Here is a 16,651-nt window from a genome sequence, read left to right on the forward strand (position 1 = left end):
GGCACCTCAGATTCCCTTACTGCCTTGCGTTCCTGAGATTATCCGGCCAGGGCGTATTGAAGTTGGTGCGGAACGGATTGATATCCAGCCCGCCGCGTCGCGTGTAGCGCGCATAGACGGCAAGCTTCACCGGCTTGCACTCCCTCATCACGTCCATAAAGATCCGCTCCACGCACTGCTCATGGAATTCATTGTGATTGCGGAACGAGATCAGGTATTTCAGCAGCCCTTCCTGGTTGATCGGCGCGCCCACATAGCGAATCTGCACACTGCCCCAATCGGGCTGCCCGGTCACCAGGCAATTGGACTTCAGCAGGTGCGACACCAGCGTTTCCTCGACCGGTGATTCCTGCTGGTCAGCCTTCAGCAAGTCGGGTGCCGGCTCGTAGCGATCGACCTCGATGTCCAGCCGATCGAGCAGCAATCCCTCCAGCTCGCCCATCTTCTGCTTGCCCAGATCGGCTTCCGTCACCAGCCGCACCTGCACGGTGCCGCCGGTGGCTTCCGAGAGATCATGGTGGAGCAGTTGTTGCAGCGCTTCAGGCGAGGCGATTTTTGTCTGGTTGAATGAGTTCAGGTACAGCTTGAACGACTTCGATTCGATGATGTTCGGCGTATCGGACGGGATGATGAACGTGGCCAGCGCGACCTGCGGCTTGCCGCGCATGTTGAGCCACGACACTTCATACGCATTCCAGATATCTACGCCGAAGAACGGCACGGGCTTGCCTGCGGGCAGGCCGATTTCCGTGCGCTTGGGCTGGCGCGCGATCGGGAACAGCAGCGTCGCGTCGTATTCCGTCTTGTAGGCCGAGGGCTTGCCCAGCGGCGAGTGTTCAGGAAGGCTCATGCTTGATTTCCGCGGTCGGAGAGGAACAGCTTGTAGACCGGGTTCTCGGTCTCGTCCCAGTGTACGTAACCCAGCGTCGAAAGGAATGCGCGGAAAGCGCGCTTTTCGTTCTTCGGCACCTGGATGCCGACCAGGATGTTGGACGTGTCGCCACCCTGGTTGCGGTAATGGAACAGGCTGATGTTCCAGTTCGGGCTCATGCTCGACAGGAACTTCATCAGCGCGCCCGGGCGCTCGGGGAATTCGAAGCGATACAGCAGTTCGTCGTGCGCGAGCGGCGAGACGCCGCCAACCATGTAGCGGATGTGCTGCTTGGCGAGTTCGTCGTTAGACAGGTCCAGCGTGTCGAAGCCATGGCGGCGGAAGTTCGCGGCGATCTTGTCGTTCTCGGCGCGGCTGGCGATCTGTACGCCGACGAAGATATGCGCGATGTTCCGGTCGGCAATGCGGTAGTTGAATTCAGTGACGCTGCGCGTGCCCACCAGTTCGCAGAAGCGCTTGAAGCTGCCGCGCTCTTCGGGAATAGTGACGGCGAACACGCCTTCGCGTGCCTCGCCCACTTCGGCGCGCTCGGCGACGAAGCGCAGGCGGTCGAAGTTCATGTTGGCGCCGCAGGCGATCGCGACCAGATGCTCGCCCTTGAGCTTCTCGCGCTCGGCATACAGCTTGAGGCCGGCGACGGCCAGCGCGCCCGCGGGTTCAAGAATGCTGCGCGTGTCCTGGAACACATCCTTCACTCCCGCGCAGATCGCATCGGTGTCCACCAGCACGATCTCATCGACGAGTTCGCGCGTGATGCGGAATGTTTCCTTGCCGACCAGCTTCACCGCGGTGCCGTCAGAGAACAGGCCCACGTCCTTGAGTTCAATGCGCTTGCCCGCTTCGACCGAGCGCTTCATCGCGTCGGAATCCACGGTCTGCACGCCGATCACCTTGATCTCGGGGCGCACGGCCTTGATGTAAGACGCGATGCCTGAAATCAGCCCGCCGCCACCGATCGCGACGAAGATCGCGTGGATCGGGCCCGGATGCTGGCGCAGGATTTCCATTGCGATGGTGCCCTGGCCGGCGATCACTTCCGGATCGTCGAACGGGTGGATGAAGGTCAGCTTGTGCTTCTTCTCCAGGATTGCCGCATGGTTGTAGGCGTCGCTGTACGAATCGCCGTGCAGCACGATCTCCACCCACTTGCCGCCGCGCTCGCGCACCGCGTCGATCTTCACCTGCGGCGTGGTCACCGGCATGGCGATGATTGCGCGGCACTGCAGGCGCGCCGCGGACAGCGCCACGCCCTGCGCGTGGTTGCCGGCCGACGCCGCGATCACGCCGCGCCTGAGTTCTTCCTGCGTCAGCGACGCCATCTTGTTGTATGCGCCGCGCAGCTTGAACGAGAACACCGGCTGCGTGTCCTCGCGCTTGAACCACACCGAGTTGCCGGTGCGCGCCGACAGGTTGTGCGCAAAGGTCAGCTCGGTCTCCTGCGCCACGTCATACACTTTGGCGGTCAGGATCTTCCTGAGATAGTCGGGTTTGGAGGAGGCGGGCTTGCGGTTCATGTCTGCGGTTGGCGATGGGCCCTGGCGGCGCGACGCAGAACGACGCGGGGAAGGGCAAAAAGGGCGCAAAAAAGGCCGGAAATTTTGGCGGAAACCGCCAATGATAAAGGATCGGAACGCCGCACAAGGTCTGGAGCGACGACCCGTGCCGAGGCTGGAGTGGCGCCGCGAGCACTGCCACGCAGGAATCCCACCAATGTGACGATCTGCGCCGTGTAGGACAGCGCCCGGTAGGCGCCCGCCGGAATCACATGTACGGTTTTACGCGATGCCCCCTTTACCGCTTATCGAACCCAATACCGCGCTGTTTCTCGACTTCGACGGTACGCTGGCCGATCTCGCCCCGCGGCCCGAGCTTGTGCAGGTAGAGCCCGAACTGGTCGGGACGCTGCGCAGGCTGTACGACCGTCTGGATGGCGCGCTCGCCATCGTATCCGGCCGGCCGATCATTGAACTAGACCATTTCCTGCAGCCGCTGTTGCTGCCGGCCGCCGGCGTGCACGGTGCGGAACTCCGCACCGCCGGCGCGCAGATCGAGATGAAGCCCGCGCCCGGCCTGGAGCCGTTGATCCCGCCGCTTGAAGCACTTGTGCGCCGGCATCCCGGCCTGCGCCTCGAGCGCAAGTCCGTGGCCGTCGCCATCCACTATCGCGAAGCGCCCGAACTCGAAGGCCTGGTGCGCGCGGCCGTCACCGACGTGCTGCGCCATGCGAACGGGCTGGAGGGCATGCCCGGCAAGATGGTGGTGGAGATCAAGCCCGCCGGCATCAACAAGGGCGATGCGATCGCAGCTTTCATGAACATGCCGCCATTCGCTGGACGTGGCCCGCTCTTTGCGGGCGACGATGTGACTGACGAAGCAGGCTTCGCGGTCGTGCGCAAGCTCGGCGGGGTCGGCGTGCTGGTGGGCCAGCGCGAGACCATGGCTACGGTCAGCGTCACCGGGCCGGCCGCACTGCGCTGCTGGCTACACCGCTCAGCGCGCGCATTCGATGGCACACCGGCCCCGGACGAGCGGCCGGCGGTGTCCGATCCACAACGAGATCTTGAGGGGGATTCGCTGTGACATCCGCAAGCAACCCAAGCAGCCCATCGGAACTGGGCCAGCAGCCGTCCGAAGGCGTGCACAAGACGGTCGACGGCGGCGCGATTCATGCCACGCCATCGCTGTCTCTCGGCATGATTGGCAATTGCGCGTTCTCGGCGCTGGTCGACAGCCGCGGCCGCATCGTGTGGTCGTGCATGCCGCGCTTCGACGGCGATCCGGTCTTCAACGCGCTGCTCGACCCGAGCGAAAACGCTGGCCATTTCTCGATCGAGATTGAAGACTTCCAGTCTTCGAGCCAGTGGTACGAGCCCAATACCGCCGTGCTGCGCACGCGCGTGACGGACATCCATGGCAATTGCCTCGAGATCACCGACTTCGCGCCGCGCTTCTTCCGGCTCGGCCGCTATTTCCGTCCGATAACACTCGTGCGCCGCATCCGTCCGGTGCGCGGCGCGCCGCGCGTGCGCGTGGTGGTCGCGCCGCGCTTCGACTGGGGACGCAAGGTGCCCGAAGTCACGCGCGGCAGCAGCCATGTGCGCTTCATCGGCGACAATATGACGCTGCGCATGACCACCGATGCGCCGCTTGCGTACGTGCTGTCGCATACACCGTTCCTGGTCACGCGCAGCCACAACTTCATCCTGGGGCCCGACGAGACGCTCAATCACGGCGTCGAAGAAACCGCGCGCGACTTCGAGCAGGAGACCACGTCCTACTGGCGGCTGTGGAGCCGCCGGCTGGCAGTGCCGCGCGAATGGCAGGACGCGGTGATTCGCGCGGCCATCACGCTCAAGATGTCGCTGTACGAGGAAACCGGAGCGATCGTCGCCGCCATGACCACGAGCATCCCCGAAGCGCCCGGCAGCGGACGCAACTGGGACTACCGCTTCTGCTGGCTGCGTGATGCGTTCTTTGTGGTGCGCGCGCTCAATAGCCTGTCCGAGGTCGGCACGATGGAAGACTATCTGCGCTGGCTGTCCAATGTGGTCATGCAATCGCAGGACGGACATATCCAGCCGCTGTACGGCATCGGGCTCGAGCGCGAACTGCCAGAAAGCATCTTCGACCATCTGCCCGGTTATCGCGGCATGGGTCCGGTGCGCGTCGGCAACCAGGCGCAGGAGCACTTCCAGCACGACGTCTACGGCAATATCGTGCTGGGCGCCGCACAGGCGTTCCATGACCACCGGCTGCTGCATCGCGGCGGCCCGGCCGAATTCCGCCGGCTGGAAGAGGTGGGCGAGCAGGCCGTGAAAGTGTTCGGCACCCCCGACGCGGGCATGTGGGAGCTGCGTACGCGTGCCCGCGTGCATACGTCGTCGGCGCTGATGAGCTGGGCCGCTTGCGACCGCCTCGCGAAGGTTGCCGAGAAGCTCGCGCTGCAGTCGCGTGCCGAGTACTGGCAGGACCATGCGCAGCGCATGAAGGAACGCATCCTGGCCGAATCCTGGAACGAGTCGCGCCAGGCGTTCGCCGAAAGCTTCGGCGGCCGCGAACTCGATGCGAGCGTACTGCTGATGGCCGAGGTGAACTTTATCGAACCGCGCGACCCGCGCTTCATCTCCACGATCAAAGCGCTCGAAGACACGCTTTGCGACGGCCCCTACATGCGCCGCTACGAGGCCCCCGACGACTTCGGCAAGCCCGAGACCGCGTTCAACATCTGCACCTTCTGGCGCATCGACGCACTAGCACGCGTTGGCCGGCGCGATGAAGCGCGCGAGATCTTCGAGTCCATGCTCGCCGCGCGCAACCCGCTGGGCTTGTTGTCCGAAGACACCCACCCTGTTACGGGCGAGATGTGGGGCAATTTCCCGCAGACCTATTCGATGGTCGGGCTGATCAACGGCGCCACGCGCCTGTCGGCGCCTTGGGACAGCGTGATCTGAGCGGAACGGGACGGGGCATGACAAACACGATCAACCATCTATGCCAAGACTAGTAGCGGTATCCAACCGGGTTGCCGATCCGCGCAACGTTGCCGCGGGCGGCCTCGCCGTGGCCTTGTCCGAAGCGCTGCGCCAGACTGGCGGGATGTGGTTTGGCTGGAGCGGCAAGGCGCTGGAAACGAACCATGGCGGCACGCCTGGCGAAGGGGAGCTGCACTTGCAGCAAGCGGGCAATGTCACGCTGGCCACTGTGGACATGTGCCGCGAAGACCATGACGCCTACTACCTCGGCTACAGCAACGGTGTCCTGTGGCCCGCATTCCACTACCGGCTGGATCTGGCGGACTTCGACTCGAACTATCTCAACGGCTACCGTCGCGTGAACCAGCTGTTCGCGCGCAAGCTGGCGCCGCTGCTCAAGCCCGATGACATCATCTGGATCCACGACTACCACCTGATCCCGCTGGCAGCAGAACTGCGCGCCATCGGTTGCGGACAGCGCATCGGCTTCTTCCTGCATATCCCGCTGCCGCCGCCGCTGATCCTGGCCGCCATCCCGCAGCATGACTGGCTCATGCGCGCGCTGTTCGCGTACGACCTCATCGGCTTCCAGAGCCACACCGACCTGGAGCATTTCTCGCGCTACGTGCAGAACGAAGCGTTCGCCGAGCCAATGGGCGAACACCGCTATCGCGCGTTCCATCGCACCGTACGTGCCGAGGCGTTCCCGATCGGCATCGATGTGGAGGAGTTTCGGGAACTCGGTCGGGGCGCTGAAGCACAGGAGACCTTCGAGATGATGCGCGCGCAGTACGCGAGCCGCAGGCTGCTGCTCGGCATCGACCGACTCGATTACTCCAAGGGCCTGCCGCAGCGGCTCAAGGCCTTCTACCGGCTGCTGGCCGAGTATCCGGAGAACCGCATGAGCGCGACGCTGGTGCAGATCGCGGCGCCGTCGCGCGAATCGGTAGATGCCTATGCCGACCTGCGCAGCGAGATGGAACGGCTGAGTGGTGCCATCAACGGTGAATTCGGCGAGCTGGACTGGATGCCGGTGCGCTATATCCATCGCACCACGGCACGCAAGAGGCTGCCGGGCTTGTGCCGTGCGAGCCGCGTAGCGCTCGTGACACCGCTGCGCGATGGCATGAATCTCGTGGCGAAGGAATTCATCGCTGCGCAGGATCGTGAAGACCCTGGCGTGCTCGTGCTGTCGCGCTTTGCGGGCGCGGCCGAGCAGCTCAAGGAAGCGCTGCTGGTGAACCCCTACGACACGCACGCCACCGCGCAGGCGATCCAGCAGGCATTGCACATGCCGCTGGCCGAGCGGCAGGCGCGGCATGAGAAGCTGCTGGAGCGCATTCGTACGCAGGACGTGCACTGGTGGAGCCAGGAGTTTCTGCGCGCGCTGACGGAAACGGACGGCGGCTGAAGGCGCTGGGTTTTGCCTGCCGCTGCTGAAGGAGTGTTGCCATGAGCGAGAAACTGGAATCGCAGACTTGCACGCCTTGCCGTGGGGGTATTCCTCCGCTGGAGCGGGCAGAGGCCGAGGCGCTATTGGTCGAGACGCCGGGATGGACGCTTGCCGATGACGCCGGCCGGCTTGAACGCAGCTTCACGTTTCGCAACTTTGCGCAGGCGCTGGAGTTCGTCAGTGGTGTCGGGCGGCTGGCTGAGGAGGAGGGGCATCATCCGGAAATCAGCTTTGGATGGGGGCATGCCACCGTGTCCTGGCGGACCAAGAAGATCAAGGGGTTGCATCGGAATGATTTTGTGATGGCGGCCAAGACTTCGGAGTTGGCGGCCGGGATGACCCAGGGATAGCGTTCTCGCCAGAAATCCCGATGACGCAACGCCACGGATGATGTGGCTCCCCTCGCTCACGCAGTGAGAGAGGGGAGAAGCCGGAGCCGCTATTTCAAATCTCCCGGCAAATCCACATCCCTGAACGCTCCCTCATCCTCGGTCAAGATCCGCGTCACCGGCTGCGCCTTCAAAAGCGCCCGCGCCCCCTCATCCCCATCGAGCTTCAGCAACTCCTCCCGCCAGGCCGCGCCAAAACCAACCGGATGCCCGCGCCGCCCATCCCGCCACGGCGCAGCGATCGTCTCGGGCGAGGTGATCGTCAACGCCACAGCGCGCACCAGCTCCAATGGCAGCCACGGCATGTCAGCCAGCGCGACTACCCACCCATGCGCATCAGGGGTTGCCGCCACCGCAGCGCGCAGCGCTGCACCCATGCCAGCCTCTGCCTCGGCAGCCTCGATCACGCGACAGCCACCACGCCTCAGCTCTTCCGCCAACGCAGGATTGCCGGGCCGGATCACGGCAATCGATTCGGGCAGCGCAGCCGCCAGCGTGCGCGCGCTGCGCCATGCGATGGTGCGGCCGTCAGGCAGCTTTTCCAGCAGCTTGTTGCGCTGGCCATTGGCGTCGAAGCGCCGGCCGAATCCGGCTGCCAGAAGAATCCCGGTTGGCAGGTCGGTCTTGATCAGCGGAGCATTGCGGGCAGCATTCATGGCGAAACTCACACTCAGGTGTCGCAGCTGCTGCCGGTTCCCGCGGCCAGTTCACGTGCCGCCTTGGCGCCTTCCACCTGCAGGATGTCGGGCAGCGAGACGTGGTTCTTGGCGGCCACGACTTCGGCAAGGATGGAAATGGCGATCTCGGGCGGCGTGCGGCTGCCGATGAAGATACCGACCGGACCGTGCAGCCGGGCAAGCTGTACGTCGTTGAGGTCGAATTCCTTGAGACGTTCGCGCCGGGCCTGGTTGTTGCGGCGCGAACCCAGCGCGCCGACGTAGAACGCGCGGGTGCGCAGCGCTTCCATCAGGGCCAGGTCGTCGAGCTTGGGGTCGTGCGTGAGCGCGATCACCGCGCAGCGCTCGTCGAGCTTCATGTCCGTCACGGTGTCGTCGGGCATGGTGCGGACCATCGTCACGCCGGGGATGTCCCACGTTTCCGTGTATTCCTCGCGCGGGTCGCATACGGTGACCTGGAAGCCCAGGCCCACGGCGATCTGGCACAGGTATTTCGACAACTGCCCGGCGCCGATCACCAGCATGCGATAGCGCGGGCCATGAATGGTCAGCAGCGAATTGCCGTCGAAAACGAGGCCGTCGGTGGCCTCGGCCGGGCCGAGCGTGGCCGTGCCGGTGGCCATGTCGAGCGTGCGTGTCACCAGCCTGCCGTTCTCGACGGCGTCGAGCAATTCCGCGATGCCGCTCGCCGGCTTGAGCGGCTCGGTCACCAGTTCGATGGTGCCACCGCACGGCAGGCCGAAGCGGTGGGCTTCTTCGGCGCTGATGCCGTACTTGACCGATTCGGGATGATCCGCGGTGATGCCAAGCCGACGCACGCGGTCGATGAGATCGTCTTCGATGCAGCCGCCGGAGACCGAGCCGACGACAAGCCCGTCGTCGCGCACGGCCAGCATCGCGCCTTCGGGGCGGGGCGACGAGCCCCAGGTTCTGACTACGGTGACCAGCAGTACGCGGTGGCCTTCCTGCTGCCACCGTACGCTGCTTCTCAGGACTTCGAGATCCACGCTGTCCATGATCGCTTCCGCTTGGGTTCCTCTGTTTGTTGCGTGTCGCCGCCTTCAGGGGCGGCGTCTTGTTGTTGTGCGGCGTCATCGGGCGCAGACAGCGCCTCGGTGAAACGCGTGAAGAAGGCGTCCGCCATCTTGCGCGCCGCGGCGTCTACCAGCCGCGAGCCGATCTGGGCGATCTTGCCGCCCACCTGCGCATTGACCACGTACGTGAGAACCGTTTCATCGCCGTCGGGTTCCAGCGTGACGCGTGCGGACCCCTTGCCGAAGCCCGCAGCACCGCCCTGTCCGTCGAACTGGATCGTGTAGCTGTGGGGCGCCTGGATGTCCTGCAGTGCCATGCGTCCCTTGAACCGGGCCTTGACCGGACCCACCGCCGCCGTCAATGCGAGCTGGTAGGCATTTTCGCCGTCAGGCTCGATGCTCTCACATCCGGGAATGCACTGCTTGAGCAGCGCCGTGTCGTTGAGAGCCTCCCATGCCACTTGCTGGGGCACCGGCAGGCGCTGGCTCTGGTTCATTTCCATGGGGCGGATTCCTTGTTTATTTCATAGGTGAAACGAAGCCGCTGGCGCGGGGCCCATATGCGGCTCGGACAGCAAGCTCTGCAGTGCAAGCAGGCTGTCGAGATTGTGGGCCGGCCGCAGCGCGTCGACATGAGGCAGGATAGCCTGTACCCCGCGCGCCTGTGGTGTGAAGCCCGGATAGCGCAGCAGAGGATTGAGCCAGATGATGCGGTGCGCAAAGCGTCGCAGCCGCGCCATCTCGTTGCCGAGCAGTTCGATGTGTTCGTGATCGAGCCCGTCGGTGACGAGGAGCACCGTGGCCCGGCCGGACAGCGTGCGGCGCGCCCACTGGCGGTTGAAACTGGCCAGTGCTTCACCGATGCGCGTGCCGCCGGCCCAGTCGCGTACCTGCCCGGTGATCACCGCCACGGCCTCGTCGGGATCGCGTTCGCGCAAGGCGCGCGTAATGTTGGTGAGCCGCGTGCCGAACAGAAACACCGACAGCCGTTCGCGCGACAGCGTCAGCGCATGGCAGAAGTACAGCACCGCGCGCGAGTACTGGCTCATCGAGCCGGAGATGTCGAGTAGCAGCACGACCGGAGGCTTGCGTTCGGCGTGGCGGCGGTATTTCCAGCGCAGCCATTCGCCATGCTGACGTACCGCCAGGCGCGCGCTGGCGCGCAGGTCGGCATGGGTGCCACGGCTGGCCGGACGCAGGCGGCGCGTGCGTTCCATTGCCAGGTGCGCGCGGCGTTTGCGGATCAGGTGCTGCAATGCGCGCCATTCCTGCGCGGTCAGCGTTTCGAAATCGCGCTGCGCCAGGCGCTCCTGATCGGAAAAAGTCAGCGGTACCGCCATGCGTTCCGCTTCGGTTTGTTGCGGGCGCGAGGGCAGTTCCGGCTGGCGTGCCGCGAGTGCATCGGCGAGCCGGTTGCTGCGGCGCGGCGGCGGCGCGCCCGCATCGACGCGCGGCAGCAGCATCGCGCGCAGCTTGCCTTCCCAGTCGGGGTCGCGCCAGAACAGGTCGAAGGCGGCATCGAACAGCGGGCGCTGGTCGGGACCTGTGAGCACCAGTGCGGCGAGCGCTGCGCGCACGTCGTCGCGCTGGCCGATGTCGACATATTGCAGCGCTTCCAATGCGTCAATCGAATGCGCGGGGGACAGCGCGAAACCACCGTCATGCAGCAGGCGCATGAAATGCGTGACGTTGCGGGCCAGCACTGGCAGGGCGGGGCCAGGCCTGCTGGCGGGGGCGGGGTGCAGCGTGGCCATCGGTCAGGTCGCGGCTGATGTGCCCGCGAGCAGTTCGGCGACAGTGGGGCCGTCGGCGCGGGCCAGGTCGTCCTGGTACTTGAGTAGCACGCCGAGCGTGTCACGCACGGACTGCGGGTCGAGTTCGGTGACGCCGAGCGCGGACAACGCGCGGCACCAGTCGATGGCCTCGGCGATGCCGGGGGCCTTGAACAGGTCGATGCCGCGCAGGCGGTGGATGAAATCGACGGCCTGCGCCTGCAATTTCGCGGCGGCTTCGGGGGCTCTTGCGGCGACGATCTGGAGTTCGCGGTCGCGTTGCGGGTAGCCCATCCACTGGTACAGGCAGCGGCGCTTCAGGGCGTCATGCACTTCGCGCGTGCGATTCGATGTGACGATGATCAGCGGCGGACGCTCGGCGCGGATCACGCCGATTTCGGGAATCGATACCTGGTACTCGGAAAGTATCTCCAGCAGGAACGCTTCGAACGGTTCGTCGGCGCGGTCAATCTCGTCGATCAGCAGGACGCGTGGCGAGTTCGGTGCGGCCGGGTCGGGGAGCAGGGCTTCGAGCACCGGACGCTTGAGCAGGTAGTCGTCGTGGTAGAGCGATTGCGCTTCGGGGCGCTCGCCGCGGGCTTCGGCTACGCGCAGGGCCATGATCTGGCGGGGGTAGTCCCATTCATATAGGGCGCTCGCCGCGTCCAGGCCTTCGTAGCATTGGAGGCGCAGCAGCCTCGTTCCCATGACTTCGGCCATGGCTTGGGCCAGGGCTGTTTTGCCTACGCCGGGTTCGCCTTCGAGGAATAGGGGGCGCTGCATGCGCAGGGCCAGGTATAGGACGGTGGCGGTTTCGCGGTCGGCGAAGTATTGGTGGGAGGCTAGTTGTGCGACGGTTTCGTCGATGGAGGTGGGTTGCATTGGGGCTTTTTGTTGCTGCATGCGTTGTTGCTTGGCTTGGCGCCGTGGCTATAGCCTCCTTCGGAGGCTACTTCTTCTTTGTCTCGCCAAAGAAGAAGCAAGAAAGGCGACCCCGTGATCGGCGACACCCCCTCGCACTCGGCCAGCTCCGCGGCGCTCGCGCAAAACTCGCAGCCTGAACGGCTGCTCAGACACTGCGCGAGCTGTCCGGGGCGCAGCCCCGGACGACCGCGGAGCTGGCCGAGCGCGAGGCGCCGATCAAGGGGAGGGAAAGGCCACACCATCGTTGTGCTGACGGTGCGGGTTTCGACTTCCTGCTCCTTGAGCGGCACCTTCCTGCTCTAGCCTGCGGCCTCCACGGCTCTCGCTGCCAGCACCGGGATCAAGTGAGCGCGGTACTCGGCTGACGCGTGCAGGTCTGCGTTCAGGCGTGATGGGTCCACCTTGACCGCTTTGGCTGCCGCTGGCGTGAAGCTGGTCGCGAGCGCCTGCTCCAGCGGCTGGCTGCGGAACACACTGTCCGCTGCGCCGGTGACGGAGACTCGCACATTGCCGCCGGTGCGCGCGACCATCACGCCGACCAGCGCGAAGCGCGAGGCCGGGTTACGGAACTTGATGTAGGCCGCTTTCTCGGGGATCGGGAAGCGCACGGCCGTGATCAGTTCGTCTGGCTCCAGCGCGGTTTCGTACAAGCCTTTGAAGAAGTCGTCGGCGGCGATGGTGCGGCGGTCGGTGACTACCGTTGCGTTCAGCCCCAGTACGGCGGCCGGATAGCACGCGGCGGGGTCGTCGTTGGCTAGCGAGCCACCGATGGTGCCCATCGCGCGGACCTGGCGGTCGCCGATGCCTTCGGCCAGTGCGGCCAGTGCGGGGATGCGCTGGCGTACCTCGGCGTTGGCGGCAACGTCGGCGTGGCGCGCGGCGGCGCCGATCACGACTTCGTTGCCTTCGACGCGGATATCGGCCATGCCGGGGATGCGTGCTACGTCGATGAGCGTGGACGGCGAGGCGAGGCGCAGCTTCATCGCGGCCAGCAGGCTCTGGCCGCCGGCCAGGAACTTGGCGTCGGGGTCGGCCTTGAGCTTCGCGACGGCCGCCTTGGCATCCGCTGCACGTTCAAACTGGAATGCGTACATGTCGGTTTCCTTTGTGGTTCGTCGGCGGACTCAGGGCTTGGCGGCCTGGATGGCCTGCCACACGCGATGCGGCGTGGCTGGCATTTGCAGGTCTTTCACGCCGAGTGGCGATAGCGCATCGACCAGCGCGTTGATGAACGCGGGCGGCGAGCCGATGGCGCCGGCTTCGCCGCAACCCTTCACGCCGAGCGGGTTGTGCGTGCACGGCGTGCCCTTGGCGGTTTCCACGGTGAAGTCGGGCAGGTCGCCCGCGCGCGCCATCGCGTAGTCCATGTACGAGCCGGTCAGCAACTGGCCGCTATCGCTGTCGTAGATGCACTGTTCCAGCATGGCCTGGCCGAGGCCCTGGCCGATGCCGCCGTGCACCTGGCCTTCAACGATCATCGGGTTGACGATGTTGCCGAAGTCGTCGACTGCGGTGAACTTCACGACTTGCGACTCGCCGGTTTCCGGGTCGACTTCGACCTCGCATACGTAGGCGCCCGAAGGGTACGTGAAGTTGGTCGGATCGTAGAACGCGTTTTCATTCAGCCCGGGCTCGAGCTTGTCGAGCGGGTAGTTATGCGGCACATAGGCGGTCAGCGCGACTTCGCCAAAGGTCTTGGTGCGGTCGGTGCCGGCCACGCGGAACACGCCGTTGCTGAACTCGACATCGGCATCGGACGCTTCGAGCAAGTGCGCGGCGATCTTCTTGGCCTTGGCCTCGATCTTGTCAAGCGCCTTCATGATCGCCGAGCCGCCCACCGCGAGCGAGCGCGAGCCGTAGGTGCCCATGCCGAACGGCACGCGGCCGGTGTCGCCGTGCACGATCTCGACGGATTCCAGCGCGATGCCAAGCCGGTCAGCCACGATCTGCGCGAACGTGGTTTCGTGGCCTTGCCCATGGCTGTGCGAGCCGGTGAATACCGTGACGGAGCCGGTCGGGTGCACGCGGATCTCGCCGACTTCGAACAGGCCCGCGCGCGCGCCCAGTGCGCCGGCAATGTTCGACGGCGCCAGCCCGCACGCTTCGATGTAGCACGAGTAGCCGAGGCCGCGCAGCTTGCCGCGCTGCTTAGCTTCGTCGCGGCGCGCCGGGAAGCCCTTCACGTCGGCGAGTTCCTGCGCACGTGCGAGGCAGGGCTCGTAGTCGCCAGTGTCGTAGGTCAGGCCGACCGGCGTCGCGTACGGGAAATCGCGGATGAAGTTCTTGCGGCGCAGTTCGGCCGGGTCCATCTTCATCTCGTGCGCGGCGGTTTCCACCAGGCGTTCGACTACGTATGTCGCTTCGGGGCGGCCCGCGCCACGGTAGGCGTCCACGGGCGCGGTGTTGGTGAACACCGCCTTCACTTCGGCGTAGATCGCCGGCGTGGCGTACTGTCCGGCCAGCAGCGTCGCGTAAAGGATGGTCGGCACGCTGCTCGCGAATGTCGACAGGTACGCGCCCATGTTGGCCGTGGTGTGCACGCGCATGGCCAGGAACTTGCCGTCGCTGTCGAGCGCGAGCTCGGCCTTGGTCACGTGGTCGCGGCCATGGGCATCGGTCAGGAATGATTCCGACCGCTCGGCCGTCCACTTGATCGGCCGGCCGATCTTCTTCGAGGCCCAGGTTAGCGCCACGTCCTCCGCATAGAGGAAGATCTTCGAGCCGAAGCCGCCGCCAACATCCGGCGCGATGATGCGCAGCCGCGATTCCGGCAGGCCCAGCACGAAGGCGCCCATCAGCAGGCGTTCGACATGCGGGTTCTGGTTGGCCACGTAGACCGTGTAGCTGTCGTCCTGGCGCGTGTAGCTCGCGTTGACCGCGCGCGGTTCGATCGCGTTGGGGATCAGCCGGTTGTTCACGATATCCAGCGTGGTCACGTGCGCGGCCTTGGCGAACGCGGCGTCGGTTGCGGCCTTGTCGCCGTGGCCCCACGTGTAGCAGGTGTTGGCTGGCACGTCGTCATGCACGAGCGTCGTGGCCGCGGCGGCATCGGCCGCGTTGACGACGGCAGGCAGTTCTTCGTATTGGACGTCGATCTTCTCGGCGGCGTCCTTCGCCTGCATCAGCGTCTCGGCCACCACCAGCGCCACCTGGTCGCCGACATGGCGCACCTTGCCTTGCGCGATGACGGGGTGGGGCGGCTCCTTCATCGGCGTGCCGTCGATGCTGTGGATCAGCCAGCCGCAGGGCAAACCACCGACTTTGTCGGCGGCCATGTCCTCGCCGGTCAATACGGCGATCACGCCGGGCGAATCCAGCGCCGCGCTCTTGTCGATCGACTTGATGCGCGCATGGGCGTGTGGCGAGCGCAGGAAGTAGCCGTAGCTCTGCTGCGGAAGCACGATGTCGTCGGTGTACTGGCCGTTGCCGGTCAGGAAGCGGAAGTCTTCCTTGCGCTTGACCGCCGTGCCGACGAATTTCTGCGATTCGGGTGCGTTCATGGCTGGCCTCCCTTACTCGGCGCTCGCGGCGGTGCCCGCGAGCATGGCGGCCTGGCCCTGCTGCACGGCCTTGACGATGTTGTGATAACCGGTGCAGCGGCACAGGTTGCCTTCGAGTTGCTGGCGGATGGTGGTGGCATCGGCATCCGGCCGCGCGTTCACGAGCGCCGTGGCTGCCATGACCATGCCGGGCGTGCAGAAGCCGCATTGCAGGCCGTGGCATTCGCGGAAGGCTTCCTGCATCGGGTGCATGGCCGGAGACCCGTTGCCCACGCGTATGCCTGCGAGGCCCTCAATGGTCGTAACCTCGGCGCCATCGGCCTGCACGGCGAGGATATTGCAGGACTTGACCGCGCGCCCGTCCAGGTGGATCGTGCAGGCGCCGCACTGCGCGGTATCGCAGCCGACATGCGTGCCGGTCAGCCGGAGTTGTTCGCGGAGGAACTGGACGAGTAGGGTGTTGGGTTCTACCTGAGCGTCAACGGCCTTGCCATTGACCGTCAGGCGGATCGGAATCGGCATGCTTGTCTCCATGAGGGGTGGAAGCGCATGACCAATTCCCAGGAACCCGAAAGAACAGCGCGGGACTGGCCACGACGCGGTACTGCCGTTTGCTACGGCTATTTCGTGATATTGGTGCTGCCGGTGCTGCCCACGGCGGCTGCCGTGCGGGAGGAAAACTCCCGGCGGCCGGCGAACGTTTGGCCGCGACGGGCTCTAACAGTTAATCACAAATCGCCGGGCGGTGCCATGCGGGTTCCCCGTGCCTCGAAAGGGGGGCGGCTAGAATGGCTGGCACCGAACCGGCACGCTCAGATACCCCGGCACCAAGACATGGAAGCCTTCTTCGACTGGCTGTTCGAGACCGTCGCCCTCCCCAAGGTGGGCCTGCCCGCGATCTTCGTCGTGAGCCTGGTGTCGGCCACGCTGCTACCGCTGGGCTCGGAGCCGGCCGTATTCGGCTACATCAAGCTCAACCCGGACATGTTCTGGCCGGCGGTGCTGGTTGCCACGCTGGGCAACACCGCGGGCGGTGCCATCGACTGGTGGCTCGGCTACGCGGCCAAGCTCGCGCTGGTGCGCTACCGCAAGCGGCGCCAGATGCGCGAGCACGAGCAGGAACATCGCGAACATCGCCGTCATGTGCGCAAGCCCACCAAGCCAAAGCTCGACGCACGCTACTTTCACTGGATGAAACGCCTTGGGCCGCCAACGCTGCTACTGTCATGGCTGCCTGCCATTGGTGATCCTTTATGCACATTGGCGGGTTGGCTCCGATTGTCGTTCTGGCCGAGCCTGGCTTACATGGCGATCGGCAAATTCCTGCGATATCTGGCCATGACTGCCAGTCTGCTGTGGATTCCGGACAGTTTTTGGCACAACATTGCCCAGATGTTGCGGTCCTGGTTCTGAATGCTTGCGTGTCGGATGGTGCGCAGAGCGGCGCTAAACCCTTGTTCCGGCACGGGTTGTGCCATGTTGCGGCGCGGCGAAACCGTGCCATGCAGTACAATCGCCCTTTAATGAACGATCGGCGC

15 protein-coding genes are annotated in these 16,651 nt (G+C 65.3%); 5 read left to right on the plus strand and 10 right to left on the minus strand.

The features are described 5' to 3' along the window. Positions 1 to 16: 16 nt before the first annotated feature. Both queF and ilvA read right to left on the minus strand, forming a co-directional pair. Complete coding sequence (gene queF, locus ACIGJG_RS02095; RefSeq protein ID WP_011296602.1) at positions 17 to 850, minus strand: NADPH-dependent 7-cyano-7-deazaguanine reductase QueF; 834 nt, start codon at positions 848 to 850, stop codon at positions 17 to 19. Next, positions 847 to 2,406, minus strand: a complete 1,560-nt coding sequence (gene ilvA, locus ACIGJG_RS02100; RefSeq protein WP_011296603.1) for a threonine ammonia-lyase, biosynthetic — start codon at positions 2,404 to 2,406, stop codon at positions 847 to 849. Before ilvA ends, queF begins: the two co-directional genes overlap by 4 nt. Before the next feature lie 268 nt (positions 2,407 to 2,674). Between ilvA and otsB the strand changes: the two genes are divergently transcribed. The 4 genes from otsB (at position 2,675) to ACIGJG_RS02120 (ending at position 7,167) form a co-directional block, all read left to right on the plus strand. Continuing rightward, positions 2,675 to 3,472 (plus strand): trehalose-phosphatase, encoded by a 798-nt coding sequence (gene otsB / locus ACIGJG_RS02105; protein WP_011296604.1) that lies wholly within the window; start codon positions 2,675 to 2,677, stop codon positions 3,470 to 3,472. A gap of 113 nt (positions 3,473 to 3,585) precedes the next feature. Next, a complete protein-coding gene (locus ACIGJG_RS02110; protein ID WP_245001955.1) occupies positions 3,586 to 5,343 on the plus strand; it encodes a glycoside hydrolase family 15 protein in 1,758 nt (585 codons plus the stop codon). Between the two features lie 40 nt (positions 5,344 to 5,383). Next, a complete protein-coding gene (otsA, locus tag ACIGJG_RS02115) occupies positions 5,384 to 6,775 on the plus strand; it encodes an alpha,alpha-trehalose-phosphate synthase (UDP-forming) (RefSeq protein ID WP_011296606.1) in 1,392 nt (463 codons plus the stop codon). Between the two features lie 41 nt (positions 6,776 to 6,816). Beyond that, positions 6,817 to 7,167, plus strand: coding sequence for a 4a-hydroxytetrahydrobiopterin dehydratase (locus ACIGJG_RS02120; RefSeq protein ID WP_483672696.1), 351 nt, complete (start codon positions 6,817 to 6,819; stop codon positions 7,165 to 7,167). 89 nt (positions 7,168 to 7,256) lie between these two features. On the opposite strand, the gene ACIGJG_RS02125 is transcribed toward ACIGJG_RS02120, so the two are convergent. From ACIGJG_RS02125 to ACIGJG_RS02160, 8 genes are all read right to left on the minus strand, one after another. After that, positions 7,257 to 7,862 carry a nucleotidyltransferase family protein gene (locus tag ACIGJG_RS02125; RefSeq protein ID WP_011296608.1) on the minus strand — a complete coding sequence of 202 codons (606 nt, stop codon included), beginning with the start codon at positions 7,860 to 7,862 and terminating at the stop codon, positions 7,257 to 7,259. A 14-nt stretch (positions 7,863 to 7,876) separates the two neighbouring features. Next, entirely contained in the window at positions 7,877 to 8,899 is a 1,023-nt protein-coding gene (locus ACIGJG_RS02130; RefSeq protein WP_140948963.1) for an XdhC family protein, read from the minus strand. After that, entirely contained in the window at positions 8,872 to 9,420 is a 549-nt protein-coding gene (locus ACIGJG_RS02135) for an SRPBCC family protein (protein ID WP_140948962.1), read from the minus strand. Before ACIGJG_RS02135 ends, ACIGJG_RS02130 begins: the two co-directional genes overlap by 28 nt. A 21-nt stretch (positions 9,421 to 9,441) precedes the next feature. Next, a complete protein-coding gene (locus ACIGJG_RS02140; protein WP_483672697.1) occupies positions 9,442 to 10,671 on the minus strand; it encodes a vWA domain-containing protein in 1,230 nt (409 codons plus the stop codon). Positions 10,672 to 10,674: 3 nt separating this feature from the next. Further along, positions 10,675 to 11,571 (minus strand): AAA family ATPase, encoded by an 897-nt coding sequence (locus ACIGJG_RS02145; protein ID WP_483672698.1) that lies wholly within the window; start codon positions 11,569 to 11,571, stop codon positions 10,675 to 10,677. A 341-nt stretch (positions 11,572 to 11,912) separates the two neighbouring features. Next, entirely contained in the window at positions 11,913 to 12,707 is a 795-nt protein-coding gene (locus ACIGJG_RS02150) for an FAD binding domain-containing protein (RefSeq protein ID WP_011296613.1), read from the minus strand. A gap of 30 nt (positions 12,708 to 12,737) precedes the next feature. Continuing rightward, entirely contained in the window at positions 12,738 to 15,113 is a 2,376-nt protein-coding gene (locus ACIGJG_RS02155) for a xanthine dehydrogenase family protein molybdopterin-binding subunit (protein ID WP_483672699.1), read from the minus strand. 12 nt (positions 15,114 to 15,125) lie between these two features. Further along, complete coding sequence (locus tag ACIGJG_RS02160; protein WP_011296615.1) at positions 15,126 to 15,635, minus strand: (2Fe-2S)-binding protein; 510 nt, start codon at positions 15,633 to 15,635, stop codon at positions 15,126 to 15,128. A gap of 312 nt (positions 15,636 to 15,947) precedes the next feature. On the opposite strand from ACIGJG_RS02160, the gene ACIGJG_RS02165 reads away from it, so the two are divergent. Further along, complete coding sequence (locus ACIGJG_RS02165) at positions 15,948 to 16,526, plus strand: YqaA family protein (protein ID WP_220631274.1); 579 nt, start codon at positions 15,948 to 15,950, stop codon at positions 16,524 to 16,526. Positions 16,527 to 16,651: the final 125 nt, after the last annotated feature.

Source organism: Cupriavidus sp. C1SS-2L (genome assembly GCF_057073735.1).

What these genes read in the sequence shown, in the direction of transcription:
- ACIGJG_RS02160 (WP_011296615.1), bottom strand. Translation starts at nt 15,635, where the DNA reads ATGCCGATTCCGATCCGCCTGACGGTCAATGGCAAGGCCGTTGACGCT.
- ACIGJG_RS02155 (WP_483672699.1), bottom strand. Translation starts at nt 15,113, where the DNA reads ATGAACGCACCCGAATCGCAGAAATTCGTCGGCACGGCGGTCAAGCGC.
- ACIGJG_RS02135 (WP_140948962.1), bottom strand. Translation starts at nt 9,420, where the DNA reads ATGGAAATGAACCAGAGCCAGCGCCTGCCGGTGCCCCAGCAAGTGGCA.
- ACIGJG_RS02140 (WP_483672697.1), bottom strand. Translation starts at nt 10,671, where the DNA reads ATGGCCACGCTGCACCCCGCCCCCGCCAGCAGGCCTGGCCCCGCCCTG.
- ACIGJG_RS02110 (WP_245001955.1), top strand. Translation starts at nt 3,586, where the DNA reads ATGATTGGCAATTGCGCGTTCTCGGCGCTGGTCGACAGCCGCGGCCGC.
- ilvA (WP_011296603.1), bottom strand. Translation starts at nt 2,406, where the DNA reads ATGAACCGCAAGCCCGCCTCCTCCAAACCCGACTATCTCAGGAAGATC.
- ACIGJG_RS02145 (WP_483672698.1), bottom strand. Translation starts at nt 11,571, where the DNA reads ATGCAACCCACCTCCATCGACGAAACCGTCGCACAACTAGCCTCCCAC.
- otsA (WP_011296606.1), top strand. Translation starts at nt 5,384, where the DNA reads ATGCCAAGACTAGTAGCGGTATCCAACCGGGTTGCCGATCCGCGCAAC.
- ACIGJG_RS02120 (WP_483672696.1), top strand. Translation starts at nt 6,817, where the DNA reads ATGAGCGAGAAACTGGAATCGCAGACTTGCACGCCTTGCCGTGGGGGT.
- queF (WP_011296602.1), bottom strand. Translation starts at nt 850, where the DNA reads ATGAGCCTTCCTGAACACTCGCCGCTGGGCAAGCCCTCGGCCTACAAG.
- otsB (WP_011296604.1), top strand. Translation starts at nt 2,675, where the DNA reads ATGCCCCCTTTACCGCTTATCGAACCCAATACCGCGCTGTTTCTCGAC.
- ACIGJG_RS02165 (WP_220631274.1), top strand. Translation starts at nt 15,948, where the DNA reads ATGGAAGCCTTCTTCGACTGGCTGTTCGAGACCGTCGCCCTCCCCAAG.
- ACIGJG_RS02150 (WP_011296613.1), bottom strand. Translation starts at nt 12,707, where the DNA reads ATGTACGCATTCCAGTTTGAACGTGCAGCGGATGCCAAGGCGGCCGTC.
- ACIGJG_RS02125 (WP_011296608.1), bottom strand. Translation starts at nt 7,862, where the DNA reads ATGAATGCTGCCCGCAATGCTCCGCTGATCAAGACCGACCTGCCAACC.
- ACIGJG_RS02130 (WP_140948963.1), bottom strand. Translation starts at nt 8,899, where the DNA reads ATGGACAGCGTGGATCTCGAAGTCCTGAGAAGCAGCGTACGGTGGCAG.